A 22,401-nucleotide genomic window follows, 5' to 3' on the forward strand; every position below is an offset into this window, starting at 1 on the left:
TAAATTTATATTTATTGAAATTTGTGCAAATAATTTGTGGACAATGATTGAAATGATGTTTTTGTGATATGCCGATTGTCTTGATGTAAGTATTCAAAATTTTATATTGCCATACTATACGTTTAATTGAGAGATTCAAAAATTCATTAAGGCCGCCCGCATTTTATATTGCCATACTATACGTTTAATTGAGAGATTCAAAAATTCATTAAGGCCGCCCGCGGGCGTCTGAGCAGGTTGCCATAAATCCGCGCTTCCACGTCAAGCTGAGAACGGGGGCAAAAAGTGGAAACGCCGCAGGCTGACGCGGCGTGCATCCGTCTGTGACGTTTCCGAGCGGGAAAGAGCCCCGTGTCTGAAGGCGGCGACACGCCGTAAATTACAGGCTACGCTCTTCCAGACCGTCATTCTTGCCGGTCTGATTTTTTTCTGGCGGTTCGGTGACGGTTTGCAAACCGGGCACCACATCCTGTATCTCTGTGGCGGGCAGCAGGGGGTCGGCGGCGGCCCGCTCAATGGCCTTGCTGTCGCGCACATAGAGGTTGCAGGCCAGGCCAAAGCATTCCCATACAGCGGCCACCGTGCCCTTGAGGGCTTCGCCCTCGTTGCGCGGCGGCGGCACAAGCACATAGTAGGTGCGGGCGCGCCCGCCCACCCTGGGTTCCACCAAGCAGGAGACAATCCATTCATCTTCGCCGTCATTGTTCCAGTCGGCAATGGCCACCATGTTGACGGTCAGCCTCTGGGTGGCGTGGTTGATGCTGAAACCGTTGGGGCGGCGTGTGACCCGGCTGTCAGGCTGGAGGGTGGCGGCAAAGTTTTCCCCCAGATAGACATGCCCTGCATCGCCGAACATGAAAGAGGGCGAGAGCTTGCGGAAAAGCGTTTCGCCGTAGTTGCTGAAAGCCGCCAGAGAAAAGGACGCCATATAGGAGCCGTCCTTGTCCAGCAGGCGGCGGGCCTGGAGTTCCCTGGGCATATGCCGGGCCATCTGGACGAATTCCTCTTTTTCCACCACGATCACGGGGCGGGTGGCGCAGCCGGACAATACGCCGCCCAGACAGAGCAGAGCACAAAAACGCGCTATGAACATGGGGGACATGGTTTCTCCTGCGTCTGCAAAAAAGCTTCGTATAATCATGCGAAAAATTTCTGCGGAATCGTTTGCGAAAAGGCGTTGCTTTTTGCGAATGAACCCGGCTGCGCCGTCTGGGCATGCCTGCCGGGCCATCCCGCGCGCCCCTGGAAAACACGCCTTTGTATGCGCCCCGCCCGGGCTTGTAAAGAGAGCTCGTGTCTACGTGCAAAAGCAGACACTACAAAATCCGCAAGGGGTTTGCGGCGGCGTAGCCGGGTTCATTCGCAAAAAACCACGTTTTTTCGCGAACGATCCCGCAAAAATTCCGCGCAGAATTTTTGCAATTAGACGCCAGTTCGGCGCTGGTACAATATCTGCATATTTTTTTCAGTTCTCTTTTTCTGACATTCTGATCTGCCGAGGCATGTATGGCGGAAGCTCTGTATCTGGAAATGCCCGCGCGGAAAAAGCCCTCAATGGGGGGGCTGATCCGCCGCTTGCGGCTTGTGGCCTTTTTGGCGGCACTGTGCTTTTTGCTGGCCGCTGGCTGGTGGTGGCTGGACGGCGGACGGGTGGCCGGGGCCTGGGCCATGCTGGACGGCATGGTCTATACGGTGTCGCCGGAATTTTCGGCCCGGCTGGACTCGCTGGATGTGCGCGAGGGCGATATGGTCGCTGCGGGTCAGCCCGTGGGGCGTATGGACACTGGCGGGTACGCCCGGCGTCTGAACGAGGCCGGACGGGAAGCGGCATCCCTGCGTCCCCCGAATATGGAGGAGATGGCTGGTCGGCTCCGGCAGGCGCAGGAGGCGGAAAAAGATATGGTGACGCGTTTGGCCCAGGCCCGGCATGAGGAAGAAGCCAAACGGCGCCAGCGTGAAGAGCGTGTTGTCGCGCATGTGCGGGCCCAGCTTGATTTGCGTGCCCTGAACAGCCAGGGCGGGGAGCGCGCGGCGGGTAAAAGCCGCTATGCGGCGGCGCAAAGGGCCGAGGCGGAGGCGCGCGCCCGCATGGAAGACGCCAAGGCGGATTTTGAGCGGGTCAGCCGCATGCGCGCGGCTATGGAACAGGAACTGGGCCGGATTCGTGACGAAGTGCTGCGGGCCAGGCAACTGGCTTCACGCAACCGTTACGCCGCGCCGGGAAGCGCCCGCGCCTCCGCGCCGCTGCCCTTCCAGGCGGATGGCGTTCTCTATGCACCGGTAAGCGGCCGCGTGCTGCGGGGCGGCGCCACGCCGGGTCAGATGGTGCAGGGCGGCGAACCCGTGCTGCTGATTCTGCCGGATGGCGCGGATGCGGCCCAGGCATACTGGGTGCGGGCTTATGTTTCTCTGGCGGACGGAAAGTCCGTCAAGGCGGGACAGGCCTGCGACATCAGGCTCAGGCCCGACGGCGCGCGCCTGAGCGGCACGGTGGCTGAAGTGCTTGCGCCCCAACCTCCGCCGGATGGACAGGCGCGTGCGGCGGTGCAAAAAATGACGTCGCAGGCCCAGGGGGCTGAGGTACGCGGCGCGGCACTTTTTCTCCCCGTAAAGATCGCGCTTGACGATCCGCCGTCCGTCGCCCTGACGCCGGGCGAGCCGGTGGACTGCGTGATCAGAACCCGCACTATTCTGGGCTTCAGCGGCTTTTAGAGTCAGATCCTTTTAATAGCTGTTGGTTAGGTGTACAGTCCCATGTTATGAGGGTATGGAAATACCTCATTGCCTAAAGGAGAAACTATGGGACAAATACTACACGTTGCGCCCGCACGACTCAGGCAGTCCGTCGGGCAATCCAAAACTATATTCTGCTAACAAATAGTTTACAAGATATTTTCCCTTGCGTAGTATGGACGAATGGAAAGATGCCAAACACTCACTGATGAACAAAATTTGTCCTTATAGAGCCAATACTCAAAGAAAAGCGTGATCCAGGGGGGAGAAAACCTGCCATAAATGATCGTCAGGTTTTGGATGCGCTCTTCCATATTTTGCGCGAAGAATGCCGGTGACGGGCGATTCCTCCATATTTTGGACATTGGATGGCGGACTTTATGCGTTACAAAAGATGGGTGGAGCGGGGAATTTTATGGAAAATTCTCATGCGCTTGCAAAAGGCAAATGTTCTGAAGGTAAAAATAGCCTTCATGGATAGCCAGTCGTCCGAGCCCACAGGCATGCATCCGGCGCCTCAAAAAAAGGGGAATAAGTCAGGCGCTGGGCGCTCTCGTGGGGGATTGGGGACCAGTGATGCGTCCCGTGATTTCCAAGCGGGGCAACAGCTTGCAGTCACTCGATTTTTGCCATGCGATATACAAACAACGAAATTTGATAGAGCGTTTTATCGGTAAATTGAAAGAAAATCGCCGAATGGCGACCCGATATGACAAGACGGCATCCCATTATGAGGCCTTCATTCATTTGGCCGCTATTAAAAACTGGCTAAAGATAATTTGTTAGCAGGGCCTAAAAAGACTTCGCCCTGACTTCAGGCTTCAGCTCACGGTCTGCGACCGCGCGCCGGTATTTTCCCCTGTTCATTCCCGCCGTCGGGGCAGGAAGAGGTTGAGCAGCACGCCGGTCACGGCGGCCAGGCCGATGCCGCCCAGTTTGAAGGAGCCGATGTTGAACTGCATGCCGCCCACGCCGAAAATGATGATCAGGGCCACAATGACCATGTTGCGCGCTTCCATCAAATCTTCGCGGGCCCGCACCAGGGTATTCAGCCCCACCACCATGATGGCCCCGAAAAGCAGAATCATGATTCCGCCCATGACCGGCGTGGGGATGGAACTCAGAAAAGCCCCCAGTTTGGAAAGAAAAGAGAGCAGAATGGCGCAGAGCGCGGCCCAGGTCATCACTGCGGGGTTGAAAGCGTGGGTCAGAGTCACCGCGCCGGTGACTTCGGAATATGTGGTATTGGGCGGCCCGCCCACGGCGCAGGCGGCCATGGTGGCGATGCCATCGCCAAGCATGGTGCTTTTGATGCCGGGATCTTTGAGATAATCCTTGCCGGTGACGGAACTGATGGCGATGATGTCGCCGAAATGCTCAATAGCCGGGGCCAGGGTGATTGGAATGATAAACAGGATGGGTTCCAGGGAAAATTCCGGAAAGGCAAAGGCGGGCACAGCCAGCCAGGGCGCGGCCAGCACCTTTTCCCAACCGCCCACGCCCAGGGCGAGAGACGCGGCAAAACCCGCGACAATGCCGCAGAGAATGGGCACCAGCCGTAAAAAGCCCCGCCCCAGCAGTGAAACCAGCACGGTAGCCGCCAGGGAGGCCATGGAAATGATCATGGCCGTATTTTCCGGCACGAGTTGTTGCGCGCCATCGCCGCTTTTGCCCAGCGCCATGTTTACTGCCACGGGCGCGAGCACCAGACCGATGACCACAATCACCGGGCCGGTGACGATGGGGGGCAGCAGGCGCAGAATGATTGCCATACCCCGCCAGCGGATCAGCAGGCTCAGAAAAACATAGATCAGACCGGAACAAAAAAGCCCGCCCAGCGTCTGGGCCATGCCCCAGGTTTGCGCGCCGTAGATGATGGGCGCTATGAAAGCAAAGGAGGAGGCCAGAAAAACAGGCACCTTGCCGCGGGTGCATATCTGAAAAATCAGGGTGCCCACACCCGCGGTGAACAGCGCCACATTGCTGTTCAGACCGGTGAGCAGCGGCACCAGCACCAGGGAGCCGAAGGCAACGAAAAGCATTTGCGCGCCCAGCAGACAGTCCCTGAAACGAAAGTTGTAAGTGACGCCTGTGCCGCCGTGTTGCCCGCTGCCCGCATGCATGCGCCCGCCCCCATGTATGTGATTATGCTATTTCGTGCCGAAAATGCGATCTCCGGCGTCGCCCAGGCCCGGAATAATGTAGCCGTTTTCGTTGAGATGGCTGTCCACGGCCGCGGTATAAATGTCCACATCCGGGTGTTCGGCCTCGACCCTGGCGATGCCTTCAGGCGCGCAGACCAGATTAAGGCTGCATATCCGGCGGCAGCCGTGTTTTTTCAGCAGTTCGATGGCGGCTGTCAAGGAACCGCCGGTGGCCAGCATGGGGTCCAGAATGATGGCCAGACGCTGCTCCAGATCCTTGGCCAGTTTCACATAATATTCCACCGGCTCCAGCGTGGCTTCATTGCGGTAGAGGCCCACCACACTGATTTTTGCGCCGGGAATCATGTCCAGCACGCCGTCCATGAGGCCGAGGCCCGCCCGCAAAATGGGCACTACGGTCACCTTTTTGCCAGAAATGGCCTCCACTTCCACCGGCCCGGCCCAGCCCTGCACGGCATGTTTTTCAGTGCGGAAGTTTTTTGTGGCCTCATAAATAAGGAGGCGAGCCACCTCATTGGCCACAATGCGAAATTCGCGGGTGGAAGTGGACGCCATGCGCAGGATGCCCAGTTTATGGCGCACAAGAGGATGATCTACCACATAGACAGCCATGACTCCCACCTCCTGAGAAAAGGATGCTGAGAATATAATAAGTTGTTTTTACTGCAATTCTCAATTTGCATAACCTATGCCGCCATGGCGGGAGTGTCAAGGCGGGAAGGGCGCGCGGTGGCCTTCTGGAGCTGCGGCAAGCCCAACTGGTTTACAGATGGCGGCTTTTACGGTAGGCGGTTCGCCTGAACGCCTGACACGGCAACACCGTCCGCAATCGGCCCGGAATCATTTTATGAAGGCTCATGGGCGATTGCATGCAATGAGCTGTGGAGAACAAAAAGGAACGCCTGTGCGCATAAAGCATCTGCCGACCCCCGCTCTGCTTCTGGATGAAGTTCGCCTGCGCCGCAATATCACCCGGCTGGACGAACATCTGCATGCTCTGAATGTGGCCTTGCGGCCGCACTGCAAGACATGCAAAAGCATGGATGTCGCGCGGCTGTGCATGGCCTCTCCGCAGGGGCCCATCACCGTTTCCAGCCTGGCGGAGGCCGAATATTTCGCGGAGCGTGGCGTTGTAGACATCTGTTACGCCGTGGGTATCGCGCCGGCCAAGCTGGCGCGGGCCATGCTGCTGCGCGAGCGGGGCGTGCGCCTTTCGCTGCTGCTGGACAGCGCGGAGAATGCCCGCATGCTGGCGGCCTTTGCCGGAGAGCGCGGGCACACTTTTGACCTGCTGCTGGAAATAGATTGTGACGGCCACCGTTCCGGCCTGCGCCCCGATGATCCGGAACTGCTGGAGTGCGCCGCCATTCTGGCCGGGGCCGGCCAAAACCTGCTGGGCGTGCTGACCCACGCCGGTTCGGCCTATGACCTGGCCAAGCCGGGGCCGGAAGCCTTTGCCGCCCTGGCCGGGCAGGAGCGAGACGCGGCCGTGGGCGCGGCGCGGCGGTTGCGCGCCGCCGGGCATCGCTGCCCGACGGTCAGCGTGGGTTCCACGCCCACGGCCTTTTTCGGCAGAGATTTCACGGGCGTCAGCGAAGTGCGGGCCGGAGTTTACATGTTTCAGGATATGGTCATGGCCGGGCTGGGCGTCTGTCGGGTGGAAGACATTGCCCTGTCAGTGCTCTGCACGGTCATTGGCCGCCGGAAGGACAGCGGCCATCTGGTGGTGGACGCCGGCTGGATGGCTCTTTCGCGTGACGCGGGTCTTCCGGACCGCTTCGCCCGCGATGGCTATGGCCTGGTCTGTGATGTGGACGGCAGGCTTCTGCCCGGCCTGCGTGTGGCGGAAACCAATCAGGAGCACGGCGTCATCGCCGCGCGCGAAGGCTTATGCCCGTCCCTGCCCGCGGGCGCGCAAGTGCGCATCCTGCCGGCGCACGCCTGCGCCACCGCCGCCGCCTTTGATGTGTACCATGTCTGTCGGGGGGATGAAGTCACGGGGCTATGGTCACGTTGCCGGGGCTGGTGATCCGTGTCGGCGGCTCTTTGCCCCGCTTGCCTGGAGCATATGATCGTGCCAGAATAAAAAACACATCTACTGGAGGAGATAGCCTATGCCTTCCATCGTTTATTACGCGGATATACACAGCCGTTCCCACGAAAACAGCAAACTTGTCAAGGTGGCCCGCCTCTGCGACGCTGTAGGACTGAAAAAAGTCATCAAGAAGAATGAGCTTGCGGCCATCAAGCTCCATTTCGGCGAATACGGCAATGACACACATCTCAACCCCACGCTTGTGCGTCAGGTGGTGGACAAGGTAATGGATGCGGGGGGCAAGCCTTTTCTGACGGATACCACCACCCTGTATTCCGGCAGCCGTCACAATGCCGTGGATCACCTTCAGACGGCCTATATGCATGGCTTCGCGCCCTCTGTGGTGCGCGCGCCGGTGATTGTGGCCGATGGCCTGTACGGCGAGAATGACGCGTCCGTGCGCATCAGGGGCAAGCATTTCAGGGAAGTCCACATCGCCACGGAAATTCGCCGCGCGCCCGCCATGGTGGTTTTGTCGCATTTCAAGGGGCACGAGATGGCCGGTTTCGGCGGGGCCATCAAAAATCTGGCTATGGGCGGCGCTTCGGTGCGCGGTAAAAAAGATCAGCACGCGACCCATGTGCAGATAAATGAAAAGACGTGCGTGGGCTGCGGCAAGTGCGTCAGGGCCTGTCCGCAAAAAGCCCTGAGCCTGCACAAGAAAAAGAGCCAGGTGAATGTGGAGCGCTGCATCGGCTGCTTTGAATGCATCACGGTCTGCCCGGTGAAGGCCGTCAATATTGACTGGGCCACGGAAATGACCCCCTTTATCGAGCGCCTGACCGAATACGCCTACGGCGTGGTCAAGGGCCGCCAGAAGCGGATATGCTACATCAACTTCCTGCTCAACATCACGCCGGACTGTGACTGCGTGGGCTGGAGCGACGCCCCCCTGGCGCCTGATCTGGGCATCCTGGCCTCCACCGACCCCGTGGCTCTGGATCAGGCATGTTTTGACCTTGTGAACAAGGCCCCCAGCCTGGATGCCGGGCTGGACGACGGCGCTCCCGACAAGTTCACGGCCCGCTGGCCCAATACGCGCGGTGATGTCCAACTGAGCTATGGTGAGGAGATCGGCCTGGGCAGCCGCGAATACAGGCTGGAAAAAATATAGCCCTGAGCCGGCGGCGGGCGGTCAGGCCCGCCGCCGGATTCTTCAAGGGCTTTAGGCCAGGCCCATTAAAAAATAGGTTATGGGTTTTGTTTGTCGGTAAAAAGAGAGATTTTTCCGCTCACCGCCCGAAGCGGAGCGAAGGGCGGGGGCTGTCGCCACAACAGGCCCCAAAAAAACAGGAATTTTTTGCGCCGGCAAGAAAATGGGCGATTTTTGGAGGGAGTGCACTCATGCGCATGACCGACAAAATACGCAAAGTGGCGCGGCCAGCGCGAAAGAGGCCGTTTTTGACGGAGAATTGCGGCGGAAGCAACCAGCGACACCCCTGACCAACAGCGCATTAACAGGGCCTGACTCTAGCCAGTCGAAGGAGCAAAGCGACTGAGACAAAGAACGAACCACCTGTCATGAGGTGGTTGCGATCTTGCGCAACGCCCGCGCGGGCGCATGCACGCAACGGTTTTTCGTATCCGTTTTATTGCAAGGTGGAGAGCCTTCATGTCCGGCCAGATCATTCTGCTTGTGCTCGGCGCTGCCCTGCTGCATGCCTCTTGGAACATCATCGTCAAAGGCGGGGACAACAAGCTCTACGAGTCAGCCATGAACGCGCTGGGCGGCGGCCTCGGCGCGCTCTGCCTGCTGCCTTTTCTGCCTCTGCCGGACAAAAGCGTCTGGGGCTTTCTGGCCCTTTCCTGCTGTTGCCATCTCGCTTATTATCTGTGCATCGCGGCCGCCTACAAGGTGGCCGACCTTTCTCTGGGCTACACCATCATGCGCGGCGCCGCGCCCATGCTCACGGCGCTGGCGCTCTGCGCGCTCGGCGTGCCGTTGAGTCCGGCCGGCTGGGGCGGCGCGCTGTTGCTGTGCTCGGGCATCCTGACCCTTGCTCTGGAGCAGAAGTTCAGCCGCAAGGCCGGTCTTAAAGGGGTTTTGTACTCTCTGCGCACCTCCTTCGTCATCATGGGCTATACCCTTGCAGACGGCTACGGCGCGCGCGCCAGCGGCGACGGAGTGGGCTACGCCTGCTGGATTTTCTTTCTGAATATCTTTCCTCTGCATTTTTATGTGCTGGGGCGCTACGGCAAAGACTATCTGCGGTATCTGCGCAGGCGGGCCGTGGTTGGCCTCGGCGGCGGACTGGCCGGGCTGGGCTCGTACGGCATCGCCATCTGGGCCATGACCGCGGCCCCCATCGCCATGGTGGCGGCCCTGCGCGAAACATCGGTTATTTTCGGCATGCTCATGGCCGTGATGTTTCTTGGCGAAAAGCTTTCCCCGGTTCGGCTGCTGGCCATTCTGCTGGTCATGGGCGGGGCCGTGACGCTGCGCCTGGGCTGACGGCGCGGATGCTCAGGGCTTGCCCCTGGCCGCCAGTTTTTTCTTGGTCAGGGCCGTGGCCGGAGCCGTAAGCGGGTCTTCCGGCCAGGGATGCCTGGGGTAGCGGCCCCGCATTTCCGCGCGCACGGTCTGATAACCGTTGCGCCAGAAATGGGCCAGATCACGCGTGATCTGCAAGGGCCGCCCCGCCGGGGAATTGAGCCGCAAGGTCAGGGGCGTGCGGCCCTGCGCGATGCGCGGGCTTTCTTCGCAGCCGAAGAGTTCCTGCAGTTTGGCGGCCAGCCAGGGGCCGCCATCCTCACCGTAGACAATGGGCCGCAGCGCGCCCGATGGCGTCTGCCAGTGGCTGGGTGCTTCCCTCTCCAGCCGCCGGTTCAGGGGGTAGGGCAGTTGCGCGCGCAGGGCTTCCAGCAGACGACCGGGCGTCAGCTGGCGCAGCGCGGCGCACTCTGCCAGCCAGGGGCCCAGCCAGTCTTCAAGATTTTTCAACAGGGCCTGGTCGCTGAGATCGGGCCAGGGGGCTCCGTCCAGTTCACGCAGCAGCGCCACCCGCGCCAGCCATTGACGACTTTCGTCAGTCCAGGGCAGACGGGCCAGATTCCGGCCCTCGTCTTGGCGGAGGTATGCGCATAAGGCCCGGATGCGGGATGCGGCATCCGGGCGGGGCAAGGGAACGTCCCGCAGCGGCAGGCTGCCCAGCATTTGCCTTCGGCGGGCCTGTACCACGCCATCGGCGGAAACGCTGACGCGATCCTGGTTGCTGATTTGATGACCAAAGAGCTCTTCCAGCCACGCGCGGTCAAAGGGCGCCGCCAGATGGATGCGCCCGCGCGGGCCGCCGCCGGAGATGGCGGCCACAGCCAGAAAATCATGGCGCGCCAGGGGATCGCCCCGGGGCAGTTGCGCGGCCCGGCCCGAACGCAGCAGAAAGTGAACCGTCGCCTGTCCGCCGGATTGCCCGCCCGTCGGCCCGGCATCGTCGGAAAGGCGCTGAGCTAGCCATTCCGGCCAGGCCAGAGCCAGCAGCGCCCCGGCGGCATGCTGATCCGCCAGCGCGGCGTCGAAAATCCGCCGGCTGATATCCAGTGCATGGGCCAGACGCCGGGCCTGTCGCCGCAAGCGCGTTTTTTCCGGCGCATCAGGGCCGCGGCAGAGCCAGTCCAGGCGGCGGCCCAGGTCGCATCCCGCGCCGCCGGCATCTGGCCCTGAGCGCGGCAGTGGATCACGGTCTTCCAGCAGCGCCGCCAGGCAGCAGGCCAGAGCCGCGTGCCCGCGCTCCCGACCGTACAGCAAAAGACGCGCCAGACGCGGGCTGGAAGGCAGAGCGGCCATCTTGCGGCCCAGGCTGGTGGCGCGGCCGTTTTCGTCCAGCGCACCCAGGTCGCGCAGGGTTTGTCGCGCCACGGCCAGCGCGGCGGCGGGCGGTTGGTCCAGCCAGGCCAGGGCGGCCACGCCGTCCGCTCCGACAGCGCCCCAGACCGCCAGTTGCAGCAGCAGACCGCTCAGGTCGGCATCCAGAATTTCGGGACGGGTCTGCGGGCGCATGCCGTTTTCTTCTTCTCTGGCCCAGAGGCGACAGCAGATGCCAGGCTCCATACGGCCCGCCCGGCCCGCGCGCTGGGTCGCGCCCGCCAGGGTGACGCGCCTGGTGACCAGACGGCTGAGGCCGCGGGCCGGATCAAAACGCGCCTCGCGTTCCAGCCCCGCATCCACCACCAGACGCACGCCCTCAATGGTCAGGGAGGTTTCGGCAATGGAGGTTGCCAGAACCACCTTTCGCGTGCCGGCTTCCGCCGGGGCAATGGCCGCGTCCTGTTCTCGGGCGGAAAGATTGCCGTGCAGCGGGCAGAGTCGGGCATCCGGCGGCAGACGCCCTTCCAGCAGCGCAGTTACCTGCCGTATTTCGCCCGTACCGGGCAGAAAAACCAGCAGGCTTCCTTTTTCTTCCCGCAGCAACTGAAGAATTATCGACGCCGTGTGCCGCCAGAGTTCTGGCCCCATACGCTGTTGCGCTCCGCGCGGCGGCAGCCAGCGGGTTTCCACCGGAAAGCCGCTCCCGGCGCAGTTCAGGCCGGGGCAGTCGCCCAGCAGATGCGCCACTGCCTGAACATCCAGCGTGGCGGACATGACCAGCAGCCGCAGATCAGGTCGCAGGGCCGCTCGGCTTTCCAGGCAGAGGGCTAGACCCAGATCAGCCTGGAGAGAGCGTTCGTGGAACTCGTCAAAGATCACGCAGGCCGCCTGTGGCAGTTCCGGGTCGGCCTGCAGCAGACGGGTCAGCACGCCTTCGGTGATGACTTCAATGCGGGTGGCCGGACCGATGACGCTTTCTTCCCGCATGCGCCAGCCCACGGTCTGGCCCGGCTTTTCGCCGAGCAGCTGGGCCATGTAGCGGCCCAGGGCGCGCGCGGCGACGCGGCGCGGCTCCAGCAGCAGAATCTTGCGGCCCGCCAGCCATGTCGCGTCCAGCAGCCAGAGGGGCACACGGCTGCTTTTGCCCGCGCCGGGCGGCGCGCTGAGCACAAGGCTGTTGCCGTGCTCCAGCAGGCGGATCAAATCGGGGCGCAGTTCATCCGCCGGGCAGGGAGGCCAGAGGGGGCAGCACGGCAAAACAGGCGTTTCAGCGTTGCGGGAGGTATTGGAAGAATGCTGGTTCATGGTCGTCAGGGGAAAAGATCGCGGCAGCGTGACAAAAACCGATGACATCCTGTTTTTTTACTGGCAATTCAACACATGTCAGTGTATTGACACCTGAAAGGCTCTGTAAGCGGGGAAGGTTCATGGAGCTAAACACAAGCGGCATTATCGGCCAAAGCACCACGCTGGCCGACGTATTCAGAATACTCGGCAAGGTGGCTCCCACTGACAGTACAGTGCTTGTAACCGGTGAATCGGGAACAGGCAAGGAATTGCTGGTGCGCGCCCTGCACGCCAACAGCCGTCGCGCTGACAAACCCTTTGTGCCCATCAACTGCGGGGCCATCCCCAAGGAATTGCTCGAAAGCGAACTTTTCGGCCATGAAAAGGGCGCCTTTACGCACGCCATCCGTTCCAGGCCGGGCCGTTTTGAGCTGGCTGACGGCGGAACCATTTTTCTGGATGAAATCGGCGAGATGGATTTGAGCCTTCAGGTCAAGATACTGCGCGTGCTGCAGGAAAAGGAAATCGAACGCGTTGGCGGCAGCGGCTGCAAAAAGGTGGATGTGCGCATTGTGGCGGCCACCAACCGCGATCTGGAAGCCGAGGTGGAAGCGGGGCGCTTTCGTGAAGACCTGTATTACCGCCTGAATGTGATTCCCCTGCATTTGCCCCCTCTGCGCGAGCGCGGCGGCGATGTGCTGCTGCTTGCCCGGCATTTTCTGGATCATTTCTGCCGCAAGAAAGCCCGCCCGCCGCTGGGGCTGGCCCCGGACGCCCGGCGCGTGCTGGCCGCGTACGCCTGGCCCGGCAATGTGCGCGAGCTGGAAAATTTCATGGAGCGCCTGAGCATTCTGGTGGACGGCGCTGTGGTTCAGCCGTCGGATCTGCCGCGCAAGATTCTGGATCAGGTGGGCGACATTTCGGCGCTGCCCGAAGTGGAAGAGCGGGGCGCGCCGGAGGCTGCCGCGCCGTCCGCGCAGGCTGTGCCGGCCGCGTCCGCGCCCACGGAAGCGCCGTGCGCCGCGTCGCAATCGGGCGATTTTGTCTGGCCGGACTTGGCCGTGCTGGAGGCCCATGGCCTGAATCTCAAGGATTTTCTGGACGCCGTGGAAAGCCGCCTCATCGACGAGGCGCTGAACCGGGCCGAAGGCGTGAAAAACCAGGCTGCCGAATACCTGGGCATCAAGCGCACCACTCTCATTGAAAAGCTCAAAAAACGCAATCTCTGATGCGGTTCTCTTTCGTCATTTTTTTGAGGCATATTTTTTGCATTGATTTGGTTAATGGGGTGGTGTGGATGTTTGATCCGCCATGTTTAACCTTTGCACGTCAGTGAAGAAAAGTCTGGTCGCCGGTCTGTCCCGGCCTCATAGCGCCGTTGTGGGGGGCGCGCCGCGCCGGTCGCTGCCGTGGCTCTGTCTGCTGCTGTTCATGCTTCTGTGCCGTCCTGAGCAGGCATGGGCCATGCTCTGGCAGTGGGCGCCCGGCGCAAGCGCCGGGCGATTGATTCTGGTGCTGGACAGCCCGGATCAGGCCCGCAGCGTGGCGCGCGTCAGCGCCACTGATCTGGAGCTGAGGCTGAACAGCCCGGTCGTTTCCTTGCGTCAGGCCGGGGATGCGCCCGCGCCCGACGCTCTTTTGCGCTCATTGGCGCTGCACGGCGGCGCGGGTGACGCGCGGTTGCGCATCCGCCTTTCCCCGGCTGTCGTCAATTATACGCTGACCCGTCCCGCGCCCGACAAGATAGCTCTGGAATTTTTTGCCGCTTCCGACAAAACAGGCGCGGCCCCCTCTGTCGCCGAGTCTTTGGCGGCCCCGGTCAGCGCACAATCCTCCCGGAACAGGGAGAATGGAAGTCTGGCGTCCGCTGCGGCCGGGCACAGCGCGGATGCGCTTTTGCGCCGCCGGCTGAACGGTCTGCACGCCGTGCCGTATTCCCGTCTGACGGAGCTGGCCGATTTGCCCTCTGAAGCTTCCCTTTCTCATGAAGAACGCGCCGTGCCCGATTTCGCGACGCCCGCCGCCGAGGCCGGATTCTGGTCCTCGCCGGCTTTTGCCGCCGCTGTTCCGGAAAACAGCGGCCCCAAAGAATTGGGGGACAGGGGGGTGATGCTCTCCCGTCAGGATTTGCGCGGCAGGATCAACGCGGGGGGGCCGGAGGCATGGCCGGAAACCGGCGGGCTTTCCACGACGACCCTGCCAGCAAATGGCGACGAAAGCGCCGCGTCGGGGGAAAGCACGGCTGAGGCCCGGCCGGCAGACGCCAGCGCTGAAGGGGAAGCCGGCGCGAATGCGCCTGCGCCGACCTCCCGGAGCGCGTCAGATGTTGCAAGCGCCGTCCCGGCGCAGTCCGCTCCGCCTGATGCGCTCTCTGCAGCGTCCGAAGAAAAGCCCGCTGCGGAAAATCCGGCCGCGCCCGCGCCGCCCGTGGCGGAGCAGACGGTCGCGCCGCAGGCGTCGGATACGGGGCCAGAAGCTTCAGGCAGGGTGAACACCAGGCCTGAGGGGCTGCCGGTGGGCGAAAAACAGACTGAAAAAAAGGAAAACGCGGCGGAAAAGCCCCGGGAAGTCATCTATGTGGATGAACAGGGAAACCCCGTGCCCAAGCCGCCTGAGCCGGACAAGATGCTGGCCGAGGCCGAACGGCTGATTGGCGAAAACAAGTTTGACGAAGCCCTGCCGCAGTTGGAGAAGATCCGCGCGCTGACTGACATCACGCCTGAGATGCGGGAAAAGGCGCTCTATTACATCAGCGACTGCCTCTGGGCGCGCTATGCGGACAACCCTCTGGCGGGCTATGAATCTATTGTTTCCTCCGCCAGCGAGGCCATGAACGCCAATCTGCGTTCTCTCCGCGTGCCCGACGCGCTGCTGCGCCTGGGGCTTGCCAACGCCAACGTGGGCAATCTGGTTGACGCGGGCGGCTATATTGTGGCCCTGTTCCGGCGTTATCCCGATTATCCCGGCGTGGCGCAGGGCTTTACCGCGCTGGGCAGGGAACAGCTCAAGCGCGGGCTCAATGCCGAGGCCGAGCAATCCTTTTCCATCGTGCTGGACAAATATCCCGAATCTTCCTACCTCCAGACCGCATCCGTGGGGCTGGCGCAGGCGCTTTTCAACCAGAAAAAGCATGACAAGGCCCAGATTATTCTGGACTTCATCAGCAAACGCTGGCCGCGCTATTACATTGATGAACCTTCTTTTCTGCTGCTGCAGGCGGGCAACAGCGAAATTTTGCAAAAAACGGACGCGGCGCTGGATCTCTATTGGCTTTATACCAATCTGGATCCGGGCCGCCAGGGCAATGACGAAATACTGCTCAAAATGGGCGATATTTATCTGCGCAAAGGCAAGAACGCCGCCGCTGATTTCATTTACCGCGAACTGGCGCGCCGCTTTGCGGACTCGCCCCTGGCGTCCACGGCCAGGCTGCGCCTTGTGGAAAAGGGCATCTATGACTCGCCCCTCACCTATGAGCAAATGAGTCCGGTCTTCACGAAAGGCGGGGAGCCGCCGCTGTGGCGGATATACAGTGAACTGGCCGCGTCTTCAAAAACAGCGCCGGAGGCTGTTCTGGCGCGGCTCAAGCAGGCCATGTGGCTGTTCTGGGACAAGCAGTACACCGAGGCCATGGGCAAGGCGGCGGAATTTATCGACAGCTATCCCGAACACCCCGATGTGCCGCAGGCCCGTGAAATCATCTGGCAGGCTTTTCAGAAAGAGCTCAATAATTCTCTGGCCGAGCAGAATTACGGTCGCATTCTCATCCTGTGGAACGGTTTTCCTCTGGTGCGCGAACGCCACGGCGAGCCTGATCCGAACCTGCGCTACGCCCTGGCCCAGGGCTGGCTGGAGCGCGGCAACGAGAAGAAGGCTTTTGAACTGCTGGGAGGGTTTTTGCGGTCTCCCATGGACCCGCAGTATGGCGAGGCGGCGTTCACGGAATTTTTCAACCGTTACCTCCAGGCCGGGGCCTGGGACAGAATTATGGATCTGGGCAAACTGGTTTCCTCCTGGAACATGAAGCCCCAGTTGCGCAAGCAGCTGGATTACGCTCTGGCGCTTTCCGCCCAGAATCTGAATCTGACGGGCCCGGCGCTGGTCATGTGGAGGCAGTTGGCGGCACGCGACGACATTCCGCTCTACCAGCAGGCCTACGCCACATATTTTCTGGCGCGGGACGCGGAAAACCGCAAGGACATCAAGGAGTCGTACGAGCTGAACCGCAAGGTCATCGATCTTTTCACCCGACTGCAGGACGAGCGCTCCGACAAGGCCGATCCGCAGCGCATCAAGGAGGCCGTGGCCGCTCTGATGGATATCTGCGAGGTAGGCAACCGCATTCCAGAAGCTCTGCAATGGGTAAAACGCTATAAAACCTTTGTGCCGGACACTTCGTCGGAATATCCCGGGCTGCGCTTCCGGGAGGCGCGCCTTTACCGCAAACTGGGCGACGCCAATCGCGCTCAGGCCCTGCTGGAGGATATTGTCCGGCGCTTTCCCGATTCCAGTTTTGCCGCCGCAGCGTCCGGTGAATTGCGCACTTTTGAGGTTTCGCGCGATCTGCAGTCATATATGCCGGAAACAACGTCGCGCCAGCAACAGTCCCAGCGGCGGGCAAACATGCCGGAGGCAACGCCGCGCCAGCAACAGCCAGGCATGCCGGAAGCAGCCTCGAACCAGCAACAGCCCCGGCAGCAGGCATCCACGCCGGGGGCGACATCACCTCAGGAACAGCCCCAGCAGCGACATGCAGCACAACGAGAATCCAACTGGTCATGGTCAATGAGCAATCAGCAAGACCCCCAACAACAAGCGGAGCAACAGTAAGTTTGCTCCGCTTGTTTTACTCTTGCCTTTCCCCTCGCTGTCGTTCTTGATGATGATTGCCAGTCGCCGGGTCTTGGCATATCCTTTCCAAGAAATACTGGCTTTGACTTTTGCAACGTCAAAGTTCAAAGGCCTGCCCGCAGCGGCGTTTGCGCCTTGCGGCGACTGCCGGTTCCCGCTGCCGGCAAGACATTTTCACTCTGTGAGAATGCCTTGATGGCGAAAATTGTTGCCCGGCGTTTATCCCGCCACAGACGGCGTCGGTTTGGAGGATTGCCTCATGATGATGAAGCGTATGCATTTTTTCGTTATAGCGGTTCTGATGTTGCTGATGGCTGGCTGCAACGCCGCGCAGCAACGCGGCATGGCCGGTTCCGCCTATGTTTCCACCGCGCGCCCGGCCATTGCCCTGGAGGCCAAAGACATGCCCCTGCTCACGGCGGGGCGGGGTTCGGCCAATCTGACCAGCAGCATGGCGGGCGGCCTGCCCATTCGCGTATGGCTTGCGGTCTATGGCGCGGGCGGCAGCAGCCCCATGGCCGTGGTGGCTCACGCCGAGGTGCCCTATGGCTGGTACTGGGACGGCATAATGCGCCGCCCGTTCAGCGTGGATGAGGGGGTGGAGGTTTTTGACGGCGTGGGCTATCAGGCCTGCACCTATATTGTGGAAGGCAACCGCGATCCCTTTGGCGCGCTGGCGGCTGGCGCGATTTCGGAAGACCGTCCCGCGCGCTGGCTGGTTCGTGGTTTTGCGGCCCGTTACAATTTTAATAATGATAAAATCATCATGGAATATCGTGAGCCGCTTCCCGCAGGTATGGAATCTCTTTCAGCGCTGCCTCTGGGCGCGGCGGATGCCCTCAAAACTTTTGAGCAGCGGGCGCGGGAAATTTTCATTGTGAAAGCGGCGTCCGCCGACCTTTCTCCGTTGCGTCAGGACTACGCGCAAGGCGTGCGCTGGCGCTACATGGATGAGAGTTTTCTCGGGACCGTATCCCAATACGACTTTTTCAATGATAATTAATGTGGTTATGAATGGGAAAAAAAGCTGAGGCACGGTCAATAGAGAATAATACAATTGACGTGTCATGAGCCAGTGTGTATGGTAAGCCACCCTATGACAGGGCGAGGCGGAAACTGTTCTGACGCGCGGTTTTTACGGCTCAAGACGCCGTGTGTCGCGCTGACAACAAAAACATAACCACAAGCGAGAGGTGGGCAATGGACGATTATTTGAAAGAGGCGCTGGAAATCACCCGCGCCCAGGCTGGTGTCCGGGTTATGACTGAAGAAGAAATCGCTGCCTTTATTCAGAAGGTGGCGGTGGGCATTCGGGCGGTGGCCGAAGGCGAAGCGCCGGTGGAGCTTGACAGCGCTGAAATGGCTCTGGAAGCCCGCAAGTCTGTAAAAGAGAAATCCGTTACCTGCCTTGAATGCGGAAAGAGCTTCAAGATTCTGACAAAGCGGCATCTGGCCAGCCACGGCATGGATACCGCCCAGTACAGGGAAAAATGGGGCTTCAAGAAAGACGCGCCGCTGGTTTGCAAGGCTTTGCAGCGCGAGCGCCGCAAAAAGATGAAAGACATGAAGCTGTGGGAAAAGCGGCGCAAAGCGGCCAAGTAAGGCCCATACGCCATGAAGCCCGCTGTACGGCGGGCTTTTTATATGCTGCGGCATGCCCGCCGGATCTGTATGGCGCTGGCCGCCGGGCCTTGTATCGGCAGACGCAAATAACATTCAAAGGTAGATGGAATGAATACGCCCCCGGCGGCGACGCCCGCCCAGGCTCTGGCGCTTTTGTCGCTGCCCGACGCCCGGCTTTTTGAACAGGCCGCGCGTTTGCGTGAGGCGACTTTCGGACGCGTGGTGGATCTTTGCGCCATCATCAATGCCCGTAGCGGCAATTGCGCCATGGACTGCCGCTTCTGCTCCCAGAGCCGCCATAATCATACGCCCATAGCCGTATTTGAGCTTCTGCCCGATGCGACATTGCGTGAGCGCATTCTGAAACTGGCCGCCCTGCCGGTGAATCATATCGGCATTGTCACCAGCGGAGCGGCGCTCAGCGAGGAGGAACTGGCGCGTTTGCGCCGCGTGCTGACCGCATTGCCGGATGCGGTGCGGCCCCGCCTCTGCGCTTCCTTGGGGCGGTTGAGTCCGTCTCAGCTTGAACAGCTCTTCGGGGTCGGCCTTACCCGCTATCATCATAATCTGGAAACGGCGCAAAGCCATTACCCGCGCGTCTGCACCACCCAAACCTGGGAACAGCGTCGTGATACGGTGCTCCGGGCCCGGCGCGCCGGCCTGACGGTATGCAGCGGCGGCTTGTTCGGCCTGGGTGAAAGCTGGGAGGAGCGCATAGCCTTTGCATTCAGTCTCAAGGAACTGGGCGTCCGCCATGTGCCCATGAATTTTCTGCATCCCCATCCGCAAACGCCGCTGGCGGGGCGAAAGGTTCTTTCCGCCGGTGAGGCCTTGCGCATTATTGCCCTGTTTCGCCATATTCTGCCGGAGGCCACGTTGCGGGTTTGTGGGGGGCGCCCCATAACCCTGGGGGGCCGGCAGCATGAAATTTTCGCCGCCGGCGCCAATGCCCTGATGACCGGCGATTATCTCACCACGCACGGGCAGGGCATTGAAGAAGACCTGGCCATGATTGCGGCTCAGGGGCTGGAGGCTGGCGGATATGCGCGTTGCTGACCGCTCGGGCGGCGTTTTGCCGGGGGCGCGTCCTCTCTGCGCGCTATTTGTGGGCGGCACCGGCACGGATGTGGGCAAGACCGTCTTTACGGCCGCTCTGCTGCGCGCATTGCGCCTTGCGGGGGTGGCGGCTCAGGCCGTAAAGCCCGTACAGACCGGTGTGCCCGCGGGAGAGGAATATGTCGCGCAGCAGGCTGATGCGCGGGTGTACGCGGCGGCTGTGGCCGATCTGCCGCCTGTGCCGGATCTGGCTCCCGCATCTGTGCTGCGGCGTTTTTCTCTGCCCGCTTCGCCTCATCTGGCCGCAGCGTGCGAAGGCGAGCGCCTGGAAGCGGCGGAGCTGGCCCAGGATGTCCTGAAACATTGGGAGCGCCTGAACGGCGCGGCGGATGTTTTGCTGCTGGAAGGCGCGGGCGGGCTGTGCGTGCCTCTCAACGAACGGGAGGACATGCTTGATCTGATGGCGGCTCTGGATTTGCCCGTGCTGCTGGTGGGCGGCAACGGCCTGGGCGCGCTGAACCATGCGCTGCTTTCTCTGGCCGCCCTGCGCGACAGGGGGCTGCGCCTGGCGGCGCTGACCCTGATCGCCGCGCGCTCTGCCACAGCGGGCGCGCCGGATGAGGATGAGACCCGCATTCTGGCCGACAACCCCCGGATTTTGCGCGCGCGGCTGGCGCAGTTCGACTGTAACGCGCCGGTGCTGGAGCTTCCCCGCCTGGCGAATTTGGATAGCGCGGCCTGGCGGCGTCTGGCCGAAGAGCTGTCGCCTCTGGCGGAAAAACTGCGCCACCGCATGCGACAGACGCGCGATCAACCGGCCGCCGACCTGGTGACGCGCGACCACGGCGCGGTCTGGCATCCCTATGCCTCCGCCGTGACATTGCCGCCTTTGTGCGCGACGCGGCGCAGCCATGACAACCGTATCATTTTGACTGACGGACGGGAGTTGATCGACGGCATGTCCTCCTGGTGGTCGGCGGCGCATGGCTACAATCACCCCCGTCTGCTTGCGGCCCTGCGTTCTCAGGCCGGTCGCATGCCGCATGTGATGTTTGGCGGCCTGACGCACGCCCCGGCGGTGGAGCTGGCTGAGCGCCTGCTGCGACGCATGCCTTCGGGGCTGGAGCGTGTCTTTTTTGCTGATTCCGGTTCCGTGGCGGTGGAAGTGGCGCTGAAAATGGCCCTTCAATATCAGCAGGGCAGGGGAGAGACGCGGCGTACCCGCTTTCTGACGCCACGCGGCGGCTATCACGGCGATACGCTGGGGGCCATGTCGGTCTGTGATCCGGTGACGGGCATGCACAGCCTGTTTGCCGGCCTGCTGCCGCAACAGATTTTTGTGGAGCGGCCCTCCTGCCGTTTTGACAGGCCCTTTGACCCGGCCAGCCTGGATGACGCCCGCCGCGCGCTGGAACGGCACGGCGCGGAGATTGCGGCCGTGATTCTGGAACCTGTGGTGCAGGGCGCGGGGGGCATGTGGTTTTACCATCCTGACTATTTGCGCGGTCTGGCGACGCTTTGCCGCCGGGCTGGCGCATTGCTGATTTTTGATGAAATCGCCACCGGTTTCGGCCGCACCGGAAAGTTCTTTGCCGCAGAGTGGGCCGGAGTCAGCCCGGATATTCTCTGCTGCGGCAAGGCCCTGACAGGCGGCGTGCTCACCCTGGCGGCCACCGCCTGCACCGGCGATGTGGCGCGGGGCATCTGCCGGGACGGGCGGGTTTTCATGCACGGCCCCACCTTTATGGCTAATGCTCTGGCCTGTGCCGTGGCCGGGGCCGCTCTGGACATTCTGGATGAAAACCGCTGGCAGGCGCAGGTAGCTGGTCTGGAGGCGGCCATGCGTCAGGGATTGGAGCCTTGTCGCCAACTGCCCGGCGTGGCGGATGTGCGGGTGCTGGGCGGCATCGGCGTGGTGGAAATGGAACAGCCCGTGAACACGGCGGCCTTGCAGACCTGCTTTGTGGAGCAAGGCGTCTGGATCAGGCCGTTCAACCGCCTGATCTACCTCATGCCGCCCTATGTGAGCCCTCTCGCGGATGTTTCCCGGCTCTGCGCGGCCGTGAAAGAAGCCGTGCGCCGGGGGACGCGCAAAACGGAGGCCTGACCCGTTCGCGTCGCGGGCCGGGGCTTATTCGGCGGGGGGCGGCGGCACGGGCAACCCCCTGAAGATGAGTCGTGTGGCTGCGGCGTCGGCCAGTTCGGCCACATCCATGAGTTTTTCCAGCAGTTCCAGCAGGTAAAAACGGTCCTTTTCGCAGCCTTCCTTGAAGTCGGCTTCGAGTTGGCCGGAGCGTATATAGTTTTCCAGTTCTTCCAGATCATTGACAGTCAGCATGCTTCATCCTTCTGTTTCGCCGCCAGGGCGGCCAGACATTGTTCAGTCAGCGTTTCGGTCAGACGCTCCACGGCGGCGATCTCTTCTTTGCTGATGTCGGCGTAATGGATGCCCGCGCTGACGCAGACGGCGCAACCCAGAGCGTCAGCCATGCGCCGGGCCATGCGCCGGGCCAGTTGATCCTCTCTGTGCCCCGGCAGAACAAGCGCATCCGCTTCAGCCGCGCCGGGCGCGGCCAGGGCCACGGCCCCCAGATGGGCCGTGCCGCCGCTCAGCGCCACCTGAAGATCACGCCCCATTCTCAGAACGCGCAATTCCAGTTCCAGCCTGTCACGACAGAGACGAAAGCGCATGCCTGCTCCTTGGGCTATTTTTGTCAGCATGGGGCAGAACAGCCCTTCTGGCAAGTGAAAACGCGCCGTCGGCGCCGTGAGGATTTTGCGCCGCA

17 protein-coding genes are annotated in these 22,401 nt (G+C 61.6%); 11 read left to right on the top strand and 6 right to left on the bottom strand.

The genetic code is table 11. The features are described from left to right. Positions 1 to 379: 379 nt before the first annotated feature. Positions 380 to 1,102: a hypothetical protein gene (locus ACQRA4_RS10865; protein ID WP_427823099.1), complete on the bottom strand. Its 723-nt coding sequence runs from the start codon at positions 1,100 to 1,102 to the stop codon at positions 380 to 382. Positions 1,103 to 1,506: 404 nt separating this feature from the next. On the opposite strand from ACQRA4_RS10865, the gene ACQRA4_RS10870 reads away from it, so the two are divergent. Both ACQRA4_RS10870 and ACQRA4_RS10875 read left to right on the top strand, forming a co-directional pair. After that, positions 1,507 to 2,712 (top strand): HlyD family secretion protein, encoded by a 1,206-nt coding sequence (locus ACQRA4_RS10870; RefSeq protein ID WP_427823100.1) that lies wholly within the window; start codon positions 1,507 to 1,509, stop codon positions 2,710 to 2,712. Between the two features lie 597 nt (positions 2,713 to 3,309). Next, the gene (locus ACQRA4_RS10875; RefSeq protein WP_427823101.1) at positions 3,310 to 3,519 is read left to right on the top strand and encodes a transposase; all 210 of its coding nucleotides are present in this window, start codon (positions 3,310 to 3,312) and stop codon (positions 3,517 to 3,519) included. Positions 3,520 to 3,596: 77 nt separating this feature from the next. Here ACQRA4_RS10875 and ACQRA4_RS10880 read toward each other — a convergent pair whose 3' ends face one another. Both ACQRA4_RS10880 and upp read right to left on the bottom strand, forming a co-directional pair. Continuing rightward, positions 3,597 to 4,856, bottom strand: a complete 1,260-nt coding sequence (locus ACQRA4_RS10880) for a uracil-xanthine permease family protein (RefSeq protein ID WP_427823102.1) — start codon at positions 4,854 to 4,856, stop codon at positions 3,597 to 3,599. 27 nt (positions 4,857 to 4,883) lie between these two features. Beyond that, positions 4,884 to 5,510, bottom strand: a complete 627-nt coding sequence (upp, locus tag ACQRA4_RS10885) for a uracil phosphoribosyltransferase (RefSeq protein ID WP_427823103.1) — start codon at positions 5,508 to 5,510, stop codon at positions 4,884 to 4,886. A gap of 292 nt (positions 5,511 to 5,802) precedes the next feature. Here upp and ACQRA4_RS10890 point away from each other — a divergent pair, with 292 nt between their 5' ends. From ACQRA4_RS10890 to ACQRA4_RS10900, 3 genes are all read left to right on the top strand, one after another. After that, positions 5,803 to 6,927: an alanine racemase gene (locus tag ACQRA4_RS10890; protein WP_427823104.1), complete on the top strand. Its 1,125-nt coding sequence runs from the start codon at positions 5,803 to 5,805 to the stop codon at positions 6,925 to 6,927. 85 nt (positions 6,928 to 7,012) lie between these two features. Further along, the gene (locus ACQRA4_RS10895) at positions 7,013 to 8,107 is read left to right on the top strand and encodes a DUF362 domain-containing protein (protein WP_427823105.1); all 1,095 of its coding nucleotides are present in this window, start codon (positions 7,013 to 7,015) and stop codon (positions 8,105 to 8,107) included. 498 nt (positions 8,108 to 8,605) lie between these two features. Continuing rightward, complete coding sequence (locus ACQRA4_RS10900) at positions 8,606 to 9,445, top strand: EamA family transporter (protein ID WP_427823106.1); 840 nt, start codon at positions 8,606 to 8,608, stop codon at positions 9,443 to 9,445. A gap of 12 nt (positions 9,446 to 9,457) precedes the next feature. On the opposite strand, the gene hrpB is transcribed toward ACQRA4_RS10900, so the two are convergent. Then, entirely contained in the window at positions 9,458 to 12,103 is a 2,646-nt protein-coding gene (gene hrpB, locus ACQRA4_RS10905) for an ATP-dependent helicase HrpB (protein ID WP_427823107.1), read from the bottom strand. Between the two features lie 122 nt (positions 12,104 to 12,225). Between hrpB and ACQRA4_RS10910 the strand changes: the two genes are divergently transcribed. From ACQRA4_RS10910 to bioA, 6 genes are all read left to right on the top strand, one after another. Beyond that, complete coding sequence (locus ACQRA4_RS10910) at positions 12,226 to 13,314, top strand: sigma-54 interaction domain-containing protein (RefSeq protein ID WP_427823108.1); 1,089 nt, start codon at positions 12,226 to 12,228, stop codon at positions 13,312 to 13,314. A gap of 82 nt (positions 13,315 to 13,396) precedes the next feature. Beyond that, the gene (locus tag ACQRA4_RS10915; RefSeq protein WP_427823109.1) at positions 13,397 to 16,915 is read left to right on the top strand and encodes a tetratricopeptide repeat protein; all 3,519 of its coding nucleotides are present in this window, start codon (positions 13,397 to 13,399) and stop codon (positions 16,913 to 16,915) included. A 280-nt stretch (positions 16,916 to 17,195) separates the two neighbouring features. Further along, a complete protein-coding gene (locus tag ACQRA4_RS10920) occupies positions 17,196 to 17,939 on the top strand; it encodes a DUF4851 domain-containing protein (protein WP_427823110.1) in 744 nt (247 codons plus the stop codon). 197 nt (positions 17,940 to 18,136) lie between these two features. Beyond that, positions 18,137 to 18,538 (top strand): MucR family transcriptional regulator, encoded by a 402-nt coding sequence (locus ACQRA4_RS10925; RefSeq protein ID WP_427823111.1) that lies wholly within the window; start codon positions 18,137 to 18,139, stop codon positions 18,536 to 18,538. Between the two features lie 129 nt (positions 18,539 to 18,667). After that, positions 18,668 to 19,615 (top strand): biotin synthase BioB, encoded by a 948-nt coding sequence (bioB, locus tag ACQRA4_RS10930; protein ID WP_427823112.1) that lies wholly within the window; start codon positions 18,668 to 18,670, stop codon positions 19,613 to 19,615. Further along, positions 19,602 to 21,722 (top strand): adenosylmethionine--8-amino-7-oxononanoate transaminase, encoded by a 2,121-nt coding sequence (gene bioA, locus ACQRA4_RS10935; protein WP_427823113.1) that lies wholly within the window; start codon positions 19,602 to 19,604, stop codon positions 21,720 to 21,722. Before bioB ends, bioA begins: the two co-directional genes overlap by 14 nt. Positions 21,723 to 21,746: 24 nt before the next feature. Here bioA and ACQRA4_RS10940 read toward each other — a convergent pair whose 3' ends face one another. Together ACQRA4_RS10940 and ACQRA4_RS10945 are read right to left on the bottom strand one after the other, a co-directional pair. Continuing rightward, on the bottom strand, positions 21,747 to 21,953 hold the full coding sequence (locus tag ACQRA4_RS10940) for a hypothetical protein (protein WP_427823114.1): 207 nt from the start codon (positions 21,951 to 21,953) through the stop codon (positions 21,747 to 21,749). Then, positions 21,947 to 22,306, bottom strand: a complete 360-nt coding sequence (locus ACQRA4_RS10945; protein WP_427823115.1) for a hypothetical protein — start codon at positions 22,304 to 22,306, stop codon at positions 21,947 to 21,949. Before ACQRA4_RS10945 ends, ACQRA4_RS10940 begins: the two co-directional genes overlap by 7 nt. Between the last annotated feature and the right edge of the window lie 95 nt (positions 22,307 to 22,401).

It is taken from the genome of Desulfovibrio sp. SGI.169 (assembly GCF_050313595.1).
Lineage (GTDB): Bacteria > Desulfobacterota > Desulfovibrionia > Desulfovibrionales > Desulfovibrionaceae > Desulfovibrio.

Excerpts from the sequence above, each read along its gene's own strand:
- ACQRA4_RS10865 (WP_427823099.1), bottom strand. The coding sequence starts at position 1,102 with ATGTCCCCCATGTTCATAGCGCGTTTTTGTGCTCTGCTCTGTCTGGGC.
- ACQRA4_RS10870 (WP_427823100.1), top strand. The coding sequence starts at position 1,507 with ATGGCGGAAGCTCTGTATCTGGAAATGCCCGCGCGGAAAAAGCCCTCA.
- ACQRA4_RS10875 (WP_427823101.1), top strand. The coding sequence starts at position 3,310 with ATGCGTCCCGTGATTTCCAAGCGGGGCAACAGCTTGCAGTCACTCGAT.
- ACQRA4_RS10880 (WP_427823102.1), bottom strand. The coding sequence starts at position 4,856 with ATGCATGCGGGCAGCGGGCAACACGGCGGCACAGGCGTCACTTACAAC.
- upp (WP_427823103.1), bottom strand. The coding sequence starts at position 5,510 with ATGGCTGTCTATGTGGTAGATCATCCTCTTGTGCGCCATAAACTGGGC.
- ACQRA4_RS10895 (WP_427823105.1), top strand. The coding sequence starts at position 7,013 with ATGCCTTCCATCGTTTATTACGCGGATATACACAGCCGTTCCCACGAA.
- ACQRA4_RS10900 (WP_427823106.1), top strand. The coding sequence starts at position 8,606 with ATGTCCGGCCAGATCATTCTGCTTGTGCTCGGCGCTGCCCTGCTGCAT.
- hrpB (WP_427823107.1), bottom strand. The coding sequence starts at position 12,103 with ATGAACCAGCATTCTTCCAATACCTCCCGCAACGCTGAAACGCCTGTT.
- ACQRA4_RS10910 (WP_427823108.1), top strand. The coding sequence starts at position 12,226 with ATGGAGCTAAACACAAGCGGCATTATCGGCCAAAGCACCACGCTGGCC.
- ACQRA4_RS10915 (WP_427823109.1), top strand. The coding sequence starts at position 13,397 with ATGTTTAACCTTTGCACGTCAGTGAAGAAAAGTCTGGTCGCCGGTCTG.
- ACQRA4_RS10920 (WP_427823110.1), top strand. The coding sequence starts at position 17,196 with ATGATGATGAAGCGTATGCATTTTTTCGTTATAGCGGTTCTGATGTTG.
- ACQRA4_RS10925 (WP_427823111.1), top strand. The coding sequence starts at position 18,137 with ATGGACGATTATTTGAAAGAGGCGCTGGAAATCACCCGCGCCCAGGCT.
- bioB (WP_427823112.1), top strand. The coding sequence starts at position 18,668 with ATGAATACGCCCCCGGCGGCGACGCCCGCCCAGGCTCTGGCGCTTTTG.
- bioA (WP_427823113.1), top strand. The coding sequence starts at position 19,602 with ATGCGCGTTGCTGACCGCTCGGGCGGCGTTTTGCCGGGGGCGCGTCCT.
- ACQRA4_RS10940 (WP_427823114.1), bottom strand. The coding sequence starts at position 21,953 with ATGCTGACTGTCAATGATCTGGAAGAACTGGAAAACTATATACGCTCC.
- ACQRA4_RS10945 (WP_427823115.1), bottom strand. The coding sequence starts at position 22,306 with ATGCGCTTTCGTCTCTGTCGTGACAGGCTGGAACTGGAATTGCGCGTT.